Annotated in this window: 7 protein-coding genes and 1 pseudogene; all 8 read left to right on the top strand. The window is 71.7% G+C overall.

All coding sequences use genetic code 11. The features are described 5' to 3' along the window. Nucleotides 1-1803, top strand: a 1803-nt coding sequence (locus G3I65_RS52575; RefSeq protein WP_160703659.1) for a type I polyketide synthase, incomplete at its 5' end; no start/stop codon positions are given. Between the two features lie 20 nt (nt 1804-1823). Next, nucleotides 1824-3044, top strand: coding sequence for a cytochrome P450 (locus tag G3I65_RS52570; protein ID WP_160703657.1), 1221 nt, complete (start codon nt 1824-1826; stop codon nt 3042-3044). Continuing rightward, a complete protein-coding gene (locus tag G3I65_RS58965; protein ID WP_160703655.1) occupies nt 3041-4267 on the top strand; it encodes a cytochrome P450 in 1227 nt (408 codons plus the stop codon). The genes G3I65_RS52570 and G3I65_RS58965 overlap by 4 nt, the downstream gene beginning before the upstream one ends. Then, on the top strand, nt 4264-5493 hold the full coding sequence (locus tag G3I65_RS58960; RefSeq protein WP_203612745.1) for a cytochrome P450: 1230 nt from the start codon (nt 4264-4266) through the stop codon (nt 5491-5493). Before G3I65_RS58965 ends, G3I65_RS58960 begins: the two co-directional genes overlap by 4 nt. Next, nucleotides 5490-6236: an alpha/beta fold hydrolase gene (locus G3I65_RS52555; protein WP_309236091.1), complete on the top strand. Its 747-nt coding sequence runs from the start codon at nt 5490-5492 to the stop codon at nt 6234-6236. The genes G3I65_RS58960 and G3I65_RS52555 overlap by 4 nt, the downstream gene beginning before the upstream one ends. 174 nt (nt 6237-6410) lie before the next feature. Next, nucleotides 6411-7898 carry a PKD domain-containing protein gene (locus G3I65_RS52550; protein WP_203612744.1) on the top strand — a complete coding sequence of 496 codons (1488 nt, stop codon included), beginning with the start codon at nt 6411-6413 and terminating at the stop codon, nt 7896-7898. A gap of 12 nt (nt 7899-7910) precedes the next feature. After that, nucleotides 7911-9365: a hypothetical protein gene (locus tag G3I65_RS52545; protein ID WP_160703651.1), complete on the top strand. Its 1455-nt coding sequence runs from the start codon at nt 7911-7913 to the stop codon at nt 9363-9365. A 596-nt stretch (nt 9366-9961) separates the two neighbouring features. Continuing rightward, nucleotides 9962-10539 (top strand): annotated as a pseudogene (locus G3I65_RS52540) (histidine kinase); the annotation flags it as partial.

Below are 10539 nucleotides of genomic sequence, written 5' to 3'. Positions count from 1 at the left end.
CGGGCCGCCGGGCGGTCCGAGCAGCTGGTCGCGGACCTGACGGCGGCCGGCGCGCGGGTCACCGTCGCCGAGTGCGACGCCGCCGACCGGGACGCCCTCGCCGCGGTCCTCGACGGCATCCCGGCGGACTTCCCGCTCCGGACCGTCGTCCACGCCGCGGGCGTCCTCGACGACGGCCTGCTCGACGGCCTCACGCCCGAACGCCTCAGCACCGTGCTGCGGCCCAAGGCCGACGCGGCCCGGAACCTCCACGAGCTGACCCACGACCTCACCGACTTCGTCCTGTTCTCCTCCGCCGCCGGGATCCTCGGCAACGCGGGCCAGGCCGGGTACGCCGCGGCCAACGCCTACCTCGACGCCCTCGCCGCCCACCGGCAGGCGGACGGGCTCCCGGCGAAGTCCCTGGCCTGGGGCCTCTGGGACGAAGCCAGCGACCTGACCCGCCAGCTCGGCGCCGACGGGCGCGAGAAGGTGAGCCGCGCGGGGCTGCGGCCGTTGTCCACCGAGGAAGGCTTGCGGCTCTTCGACACCGCCCGCGTCGCGCACGAGGCCGTCCTGGTCCCGATGCACCTCGACGTCGCCGCGCTCCGGCGGCAGTTCGGGACCGGGGGCGTGCCACCGCTGCTGCGGGGCCTCGTCCGGCCCGCCGTCCGCAAGGCCGCCACGGAAGCGGTGCAGGTCGAGGGGCTCACCGGGGACGCGCTCCGGGACGTCGTCCTGACGCAGGTGGCCGGGGTGCTCGGGTTCGCCGGGCCGGACGCCGTCCCGGCCGGGGTCGGCTTCCCCGAGATGGGCTTCGACTCGCTCACGGCCGTCGAGCTGCGCAACCGGCTGATCGGGCTCACCGGGCTCCGGTTGCCCGCGACGCTCGTCTTCGACCACCCCACGCCGGACGCTCTGGTCGAGTTCCTGAGCGGTGAACTGGTGCCCACGGAACAAGCGGTGTCCACAGAGGACATCGAACCGGAAGAGGAGACCGGCTCGATCCAGCTCCTCTACCGGAAGGCCTGCGACGAAGGCAAGATCGCGGAAGCCGTCGAGTTCATCAAGGCGGCGTCGCGGCTGCGCCCGTCGTTCGACCGCCTCGACGACGTCAACCAGCTTCCGGAACCGGTCCGCCTGGCCCGCGGTGACACGACCCCCGCGGTGCTCTGCTTCGCCGCGCCGGTCGCGATCACCGGGGCCCAGCAGTACGCCCGGTTCGCCGCCGGGTTCCGCGGGGAACGGGAGCTGACCATGATCCCCGCGCCCGGCTTCCGGCCCGGCGAACTGCTGCCGACGACCGTAGAAGCGACCGTGGAACTGCAGGCCGAACTGGTCTGGAACGCCGCGGGCGGCACGCCGTTCGTGCTGCTCGGGCACTCCTCCGGCGGCTGGCTGGCGCACGCCGTCGCCACGCACCTGGAGCAGCTCGGCTCGCCGCCCGAGGGCATCGTGCTGATGGACACCTACGTGCCGCAGAGCGGGCAGATCGACCGGTTCAAGAGCACGTTCGTCACCAGCGCCCAGGACCGCGAGGAAGAAGCCGGTGGCATCGACGACCGCAAGCTGACCGGCATGGGCTGCTACTTCCGCGTGTTCGCCGACTGGACGCCGGCGGACACCGCCGTGCCGACGTTGTTCGTGCGCGCCACGGAATCCCTTCAGTCGGTCAGCGGGGAGCAAAGCGAAAGCGATGCCTGGCGGCCGACCTGGACCCCGGACCACGTCGGCGTGGACGTGCCCGGCAACCACTGGTCGATGATGGAAAACCACGCCACGACGACCGCCGACGCCGTCCGCGCCTGGCTCGAGAACCGCTGAAACCCAAGAGAAGGAACAAGATGACCGACTTCGTCATGCCGCAGATCGACCCGGCGCTGCTGCCGCCGTCCGTCCGATTCGGACTGTCGGATACGCTGCCGTGGCTGGGCCGGATGCGCGCGGCCAACCCGGTGCTGCGCGACCCGTTCGGCATGCACCACGTGTTCACCTACGCCGAGGTGCAGCAGGCGCTGGCCGACCCCGGCACGTTCTCCAGCGACCCGTCGCACGTGATGCCGCAGGCCGCCGCCGAGCTGTCGGCGGGCATGCTCGCGGTGATGGACCCGCCCGCGCACACCAAGGTCCGCCGGATCGCCAGCGCCGCGTTCACCCCGAAGCGCGTCAAGGACCTCAACGACCGCATCGCGCAGATCGCCGAAGAGCTGCTCGACGCCGTCCCCGGCGACGAGTTCGACTTCGTCACGGCGTTCTCGCAGTACCTGCCGCTGGTCGTGGTGTCGGAGCTGCTCGGGATCCCGAAGACCGACCTGCCGCAGTTCATCGCCTGGACCGAGGCGCTGCTCCAGGTCACCGTGCCGAACCCGAACGACGCCGCCGAGATGGACGCCGCCATGCAGGCGGCCATGTTCGGCCCGCTCGTCCAGATGCAGCAGTACATGGCCGGCCTCTGCGCCGAGCTGCGCGCGAACCCGCGCGACGGCTTCATCAGCGACCTGCTCCAGGCCGAAGTGGACGGTGAGCGGCTCGCCGACCACGAAGCCGTCAACCTCGCCATCCAGCTGCTGCAGGCGGGGCACATCACGTCGGCGTCGGTGCTGGCGAACTTCGTGCTGCGGCTGGGGGAACACCCGGACGTGGAGGCGCGCCTGCGTACCGACCCGGCGCTGATCCCGGCCGCGGTCGACGAGGCACTGCGGTTCACCCCGCCGGTGCCGCGCCTGCAGCGGTTCACCACCACCGACACCGAGCTCGGCGGCGTCGCCATCCCGGCGAAGAGCATGGTCTTCCTGTCGCTGCTCTCGGCCAACCACGACGAGCAGGTGTTCGCGAACCCGGACGCGTTCGACATCGACCGCGGTGCCGCCCGCAACCTCACCTTCGGCCACGGCATCCACTACTGCTTCGGCGCGGCGCTCGCCAAGACCGAGGCGAAGTTCGGCATCGAAGCCCTGCTGCGCCGGTACTCCTCGATCGAGGTCCTGGCCGACGAGCCGGTCGAGTTCTACGAAAGCGAGCTGTTCACGCCGAAGAGCGTCCGCGTCCGGGTGCGGCGGGCGTGACCAGCGCACTGTCCACTGAGGACGTCCCGTCGGCGCGGTTCGGCCTCGGCGAGCAGCTCGCCTGGCTGCGGCGCAAGCGGGAGGACGGCGGGGTGCACGTCGACGCGTCCGGCGCGCACCACGTCTTCGCCCACGCCGACGTCGAGCGCGTCACCAAGGACCCGGCGACGTTCTCCAGCAACCCGGCGCGGGTGCTGCCCGAGGGCGTGCCGAACATGACCGAGGGGATGATGCTCGTCGCCGACCCGCCGCAGCACGGCAAGCTGCGGCGGCTGGCGGCGCAGGCGTTCACCCCGCGGAAGATGCGCGACCTCGGCCCGCGGGTCACCGAGATCGCCGTGGGCCTGCTCGACCGCGCGCCGGAAGGCGGCTTCGACGCGGTCGAGCACTTCACGGTCGAACTGCCCGCGACGATGATCGCCGAGCTGTTCGGCATCCCGGCCGCCGACGCGGGCGCGTTCCGGTCGCTGGTCGAGCAGATCATGGCCATCGAGCCCCCGGACCTCACCGACGAAGCGGCCGTGCGGGCGGCGGCGGACAACGCGCTGGGCGGCCCGTTCCTCGAGCTGATGGGCTACCTGCTCCAGCTTTGCGCGCGCAGGCGTGCCGAGCCGGGGCCCGGGCTGATCTCGGACCTGGTGCGCGCGCGGCTGGACGGCGAACAGCTGGCCGACCCCGAGGTCGCCAGCCTGGCCGTGCAGATCCTGCAGGCCGGGCACCTGACCACCGCCGCCGTGCTCGGCCACGCCCTCGTGCTGCTGGCCGAGCACCCCGAAGCGCAGGCCGCGCTGCGCGCCGACCGCGCGCTGATCCCGGGCGCGGTCGAAGAAGTGCTGCGGTGCCGTCCGCCGTCCACGCGGCTGCAGCGGTACACCACAGTGGACACCGAGGTCGCCGGGCACGCGATCCCGGCGGGCGCGGTCGTCGTGCCGTGGATGCTTTCGGCGAACCACGACGACGCCGTGTTCGACGGCCCCGGCGTGTTCGACATCCGCCGCAGCCCGAACCGCCACCTGACGTTCGGGCACGGCATCCACTTCTGCCTCGGCGCGATGCTCGCCCGCGTCGAGCTGACCGGTGCGCTGAACGCGCTGTTCGACCACCTTCCGATGTGGACGGTCGACGGCGTCGTCGAGTACCAGGAATCCCATCTGCTGTTCGGACCGAAGCGGGTCCCGCTGGTCGTCAGCACCACCCCAACCGATCGGAGAGACCTCCCGTGACCGAAACCCTCGACCCCGCCACCGAGGTGCCGTCGTTCCCGCTGCCGCGCGGCAAGTGCCCGTACCACCCGCCCGCCGCGTACAGCGAACTCCACGAAAAGGCACCGCTGTCGAAAGTGAAGCTGGTCGACGGCAAGCAGGCCTGGGTCGTCACCGGCTACGCGGAAGCCCGCGCGCTGCTGTCGGACCCTCGGCTTTCGGCCGCCCGCTCGCACCCGGACTTCCCGAACAACGCCAAGATCATGCCCGGCACCGGCATGCCGCAGCCGGTGCCCGAGGGCGACGCGCTGACGTTCGCGCAGCTCGACGACCCGGAGCACAACGCCCAGCGCAAGCTGGTGATCCCGAGCTTCACGCTGCGCCAGGCCAAGGCGATGCGCCCGAAGATCCAGAAGATCGTCGACGAGCTGATCGACGGCATGCTGGCCGACGGGCCGGGCGCGGACCTCGTTTCGGCGTTCGCGGTGCCGTTCCCGTCGATGATGATGGCGGAGCTGTTCGGCGTGCCGGAGGAGGACCGCGCGGTCTACACCGAGCACGTCCAGTACCTGGCGACCCGGCCGGACATGATGGTGCCGGCGATCTACACGCTGTCCGACTTCTACACCAAGCTCTTCGAGCGCAAGCGCGCCGAGCCGGCCGAAGACCTGGCCACGCACATGGTCGCCAGCTTCGACGAGCGGCCCGACGAGATCGGCTTCCAGCAGCTGCTCAACTCGGCGATGCTGGTCACGGTGTCGGGCAACGAATCCACCATGACGATGATCTCCCTCGGCGCGTTCGCGGTGCTGGACAACCCGGCGCAGGCCGACGTCCTGCGCGCCGACCCGGCGGGCGCGGCGCCGCGCGCGGTGGAGGAGCTGCTGCGCTACATCTCCGCGGGCGACATCATTTCGCGGCTGGCCACCGAGGACATCGAGGTCGGTGGCCAGACCATCCACGCGGGCGAAGGCGTCATCCTCGCGACGCCGGCGGTCAACCGCGACCCCGAGGCGTTCCCCGCGCCGCACGAGCTCGACCTGCGCCGCGACCACAAGACGCACCTGACCTTCGGCCACGGCCCGCACCAGTGCGTCGCGATGAACTTCGCGACGGCCGCGCTCGAGGTCGTCTTTTCGACGCTGTTCAGCCGCCTGCCCGGCCTGCGGCTGGCGGTCCCGTCGGAGGAGGTGCCGCCGGGCGGGCTGGGCGTCTACCGCGTCGCCGAGCTCCCGGTCACGTGGTGACCGCGGACCGCTGGTTCCGCCGGTTCCACGAGGCACCGGCGGCGAAGGCGCGGCTGGTGTGCCTGCCGCACGCGGGCGGTTCGGCGTCCTTCTACTTCCCCGTGTCGCGGGCGCTCGCCCCCGACGTCGAGGTGCTGTCCGTGCAGTACCCGGGGCGGCAGGACCGGCGGAAGGAGCCGTTCGTCCCCACCGTCGAAGGGCTCGCCGACGAGATCGCCGCCCTGCTGCGCGGCCTCGACGAGCGGCCGCTGGCGCTGTTCGGGCACAGCATGGGCGCGATGGTGGCGTACGAGGTGACGCGGCGGCTGGAGGACTCGGGCCCGGCGCCGGTGGCGTTGTTCGTCTCCGGCCGCCGCGCGCCCGACCGGTACCGCGACGACCGCGTCCACACCCGCTCCGACGACGGGGTGCTGGCCGAGGTCCGCCGCCTGAGCGGCACCGAAGCCGATCTCCTCGGCGACGACGAGGTGGTGCGCATGATCTTGCCGGTGCTGCGCAACGACTACCGCGCGGTGGAGACCTACCGGCACCCGCCGGGCGTCCGGCTGGCGACGCCGGTGGTGGCGTTCACCGGCACCGAGGACCCGGTGGCGTCGGTCGACGAGGTCGCGGCGTGGGCGGAGCACACCACGGGCGGCTTCGACCTGGTCCCGCTGCCCGGCGGGCACTTCTTCCTGACCCGCCACCAGGACGTCCTCCTGCGGACGATGGCCGGGCGGCTGCTGGGCCGCGTGCCCGCGTGAGCGGACCGCGGGGTGCGGGTGGTCCGCACCCCGCGGTCTACTCGCAGTAGCGCGGTTGCGACGTCCGGGCTAATTCCGGCCGGATCGGTCACACCGGGCCCCCTCCCGTCGATGTGCCCGGCGGGGATCCTCACCGCGTGCGTGGGGACGGAACACATCTGGGGGGGATGACTCGTGCTGCTTTCGTTGCGATCGCGCGGCCGGATCGCCTTGGCCACCGCGCTCACGGCGGCGTTCGCGCTGCTCGTACCGGGTGTCGCGCACGCGGCACCACCGTCCAACGACGACTTCGGCTCGGCGACGGCGATCACCGCGTTGCCGTTCACCGCGCAGCAGGACACGAGCGAGGCCACCCAGGCGGTCGACGACCCGTCGTGGTGCCAGTCGTACGACGTCCGCGGCTCCGTCTGGTTCCAGTACACCGCCACCGCGGACGGATACCTGCGCGCGTCCACCAAGGGCAGCTCCCCGGAGATGATCCTCGCGGTCCACACCGGAACCCGGGGCGCGCTCCGCGGCGTCGACGGCGGCTGCGGCGTCGGCCGGGACGCGACGTTCCTGGCCAAGGCCGGGACCACGTACTCCATCATGATCTCCGGCTACGACGTCCCGGGCGGCGCGCTGTCGCTCTCGCTGGACTCGGTGCCGGCCGCGGCCAACGACGACTTCGCCGGCGCGCAGCCCGTGCCCGCGCTGCCGTTCTCCGCGCAGCCGGACTTCTCGGTCGCGTCGTACGAAGCCGACGAACCGGAATCGACCTGCCAGTTCCAGGGCAACCTCGTCCCGTCGGTCTGGTACGCCTACACGAACACCGGCGAGGCGAAGTCGGTCACCGCGCGGACCAGGGGGAACGGCTCGGCCGTCTCGATCTACACCGGGAACAGCCTGCCGGAGCTGAAGCAGGTGGCCTGCAAGAACGACTCGTACGGGCAGCCGACCGCGTTCCGCGCCGCCGCCGGCACGACCTACTACGTCCGCGTGACCGGGCCGGCGCAGACCTACGAGCCGATCACGCTGTCCCTGGACGACGCGCCGGCGCTGGAGCCGTCGATCTACCAGTCGCCGTCGTACCCGACGGTCTACGACAACGTCTCGTTCTCCGCGGAGTCCTGGAACGACATCGACAACCCGATGACCGTCGACTGGGACTTCGGCGACGGCGCCACGGCCCCGGCCGGCACCGCGCCGGTGTCCCACCACTACGCCACCGACGGCACCTACACCGTCACCCTGCACGCGACGTCGCCGGACGGCCGCACGGCCACGAAGACGACGCAGGTCACGGTGACCACGCACGACGTCGGGATCGCCAAGTTCACCGTGCCCACCGCGGCCCGCGCGGGCGAGAGCAAGCCCATCTCGGTCGACGTCAGCAACACCCGGTACCCCGAAACGGCGACGGTCGTGCTGTCCCGGAACGACGGGACCTGGTGGCGGCAGGTCGCCACGCTCACCCTGACCGTGCCCGCGCGGCCCACCAAGACCGTGCGGTTCCCGTTCGCCTACACCTTCACGCCGGACGACGCGATCGACGGCAAGGTCACCTTCCGCGCCGAGCTGACGCTGCCGTACCCGGTGCGCGACGCCCGGCCGTCGGACAACGAAGTGATCGCCATCGCCACGACCGTGAAACCGAGCGGCACGCGCATCGCCGCGGTCTGAGGGGGGAACAAGATGAGGCACACCGCTTTCCGGCGCCTGCTGGTCGCCGGGCTCGCTGTCGCGGCCGCCCTGGTGGCGCCCGCCACCGCGCACGCCGACACACCGTCGAACGACGATTTCGACACCGCCACCGCCGTCACCGCCCTGCCCTTCCGGGCGACCCAGGACTTCGGGGAGGGGACGAAGGCCGCCGACGACCCGACGTCGTGCTACGCCTGGATCGCGACGAGCGCGTGGTACGACTACACCGCGTCCGCCGACGGGTTCGTCCGGGCGCTGCCCTCGGGCACCGGCCAACTGCCGTTCATCGCCGTGTACACCGGCGAGCGCGGGGCGCTGACCCAGGTGCCCGGCGCGTGCGCGGAGTGGAACACCGGGCCGTCGGTGACGTTCCCGGTGACCGCCGGGCAGACCTACCACATCATGGTGTTCAAGCCGTACGCCGGCGCCGGCCAGGTGGCGACGCTGGACCTCGCGAGCGTCCCGCGGGAGCCGAACGACGACTTCGCGGCGGCCGCCGAGGCCACGCTGCCCGGGACGTTCTCGGGCGACCTGTCGCGGTCCACGTCCGAAGCGGACGAGGTGACGGCGAGCTGCGACGCCTCGGCCGACCACTCGGTCTGGTACCGGTACACCCCGGACCGCACCCGGTCGATCAGCGTGGAGCGGCGCTCGACGTCGGTCGCGGTCTACCGCGGTGCCTCGCGCGCCGAACTGTCCGAAGTGGACTGCGCGGCGTCGCTGGACACGAGCAAGCGAGTGGTCTTCCGGGCCAACCAGGGGGAGCAGTACTGGATCCGGGTGGCCGCCGACGCCGACGGCGCGTCCTGGTACGACATCCGCCTGACGACCGCGCCGGCGCTGACGCCCAACGTGTACCTCTACTCCGGGGTGAAGTCGGTGTTCGACGACATCCAGATGTTCCCGAACGCGGGCGACAGCCTCGGCCGCCCGCTGGTCAGCGGCGAGCTGAAGTTCGGCGACGGCACCTCGGTGCCGCTCACGTCGAACGCGATGCTGACGCACCGCTACGCCGCCGACGGCGACTACCGCCTGGAGATCAGCGCGACGACGGACGACGGGCGTTCGGGGACCGGCAGCCAGGTGGTGCACGTCGAGACGCACGACGTCACGCTGACCGGGCTGTCCCTGCCCGCACAGGCGCGCGCGGGGCAGACCAAGCCGGTCAAGGTGTCGGTGGTGAACAACCGCTACGACGAGAAGGTCGTCGTCTCGCTGCGCCGGAAGGGTGAGAGCGGGTACTTCGAGGAGGTCGGCCGGCTGACCCAGTGGGTGCCCGCGGGCGCCCGCGTGGACTTCCCGTTCGCCTACAGCTACACGGCGGCCGACGCCGCGGCGGGTCAGGCGGAGTTCGAGGTGACGGCCAACCTGGACGGCCGCTACGACGGCGACAGCAACCCGGCGGACAACCGGCTGACGGGGACGACCGCGGTCCGCGCGAGCTGACCCGGCCGCCCCGGTTCTCAAGCGCCCCAAGGCGGCCTTGGTTGCGTCTGACGCACCGAAGGCCGCCTTGGGTGCGTTGAATCAGCGCTGCGGCGCGGAGCGCCTCCGTTGAGGGTGGTGGCGGGGGCATGGATGGAGCACCGAAGGCCACATTGGGGCGCTTCAGCCTGCGCTGGCCGCGGCGACCACGGCCCCGGCGGTCCGCTCGGCCGGGGACCACGGTCCGTGCTCAGCCCGGCCTGAGTCCACTTTCGCCTTGGCGGGACGCGCTCGTCCCGCCAAGGCGGAAAATCACCTACTCCGCACGGGATCCCGTGCGTTCTTCGACTCGACCTCACCCTCCGCAAGGGTAAAAAGCCGCGCGGTGGAAGTTCACCCTGTGTAGCTGATGCGTACGGGGGAAACGGCTCGCGTTCCTTGACAGCACCGGTGCCGCCGGGGTTATGTCACCGCCTGAATTCCGCGGAAAAGGAACCGGAAATCGTTCTCGGGCCACCGGTACGAATCGAGCCACGCCACCGATGAAAGAAGACATACGTCGTTCCGCCCCCTCCTGGAATCCGGGATCATGGGGGCTGCGCACCAAGATCTCCGTCGTGCTGCTGCTGCCCGTCCTGGTCGCCCTGCTGTTGGCCGGGGCCCGGGTGCAGGGCGAGCTCGCCCAGGCCGGCGGGCTCAGCGCCGTGCGCGACCAAATGCCCGTCGTGCAAGGGATTTCCGAGCTCGCCGGGCTCGTCGACGACGAAATGATCCACGACGGCGCCGCCGCGCAGACCGCCGCCGTCGACGGGAAAGCCGCGGCGGTCCGCCGGGACGCCGCGTTTTCGCAGCTCACCCCGGAACTCGCCCGGACATTGGAAGATCAGCTCGGGAAATTGGCCGACCTGCGGCAGCAGGCCGGTTCCGCGGGCGAGAAAACCACCGCCTACCACGACTTCACCGTCGCGCTCAGCGAAATGATCTCCGGCGTCGTCGGGCAGGCCGGGAATGCCGATCTCGGCGCGTCGGCGAACCTCAGCGCGGGATTGGTGCAGCTGAGGACCGTGCTCGCCGTCCAGGAAGCCGTGGCGGGTGAGGGCGCCGCCGCGGTGGCCGGGCGCGCCACGTCCGAAGAGGCCGTGCTCACCGGGCAGCTCCGCCGGGTGCTGCCGGCCGGCGCGGTGGCCGCCCGGTT

This window comes from Amycolatopsis sp. SID8362 (genome assembly GCF_010550475.1).
In the GTDB taxonomy this organism is placed as follows: domain Bacteria; phylum Actinomycetota; class Actinomycetes; order Mycobacteriales; family Pseudonocardiaceae; genus Amycolatopsis; species Amycolatopsis eburnea.
The sequence above is the reverse complement of the archived record's forward strand: the minus strand, read 5'-3'. Positions and strand labels throughout refer to the sequence as shown.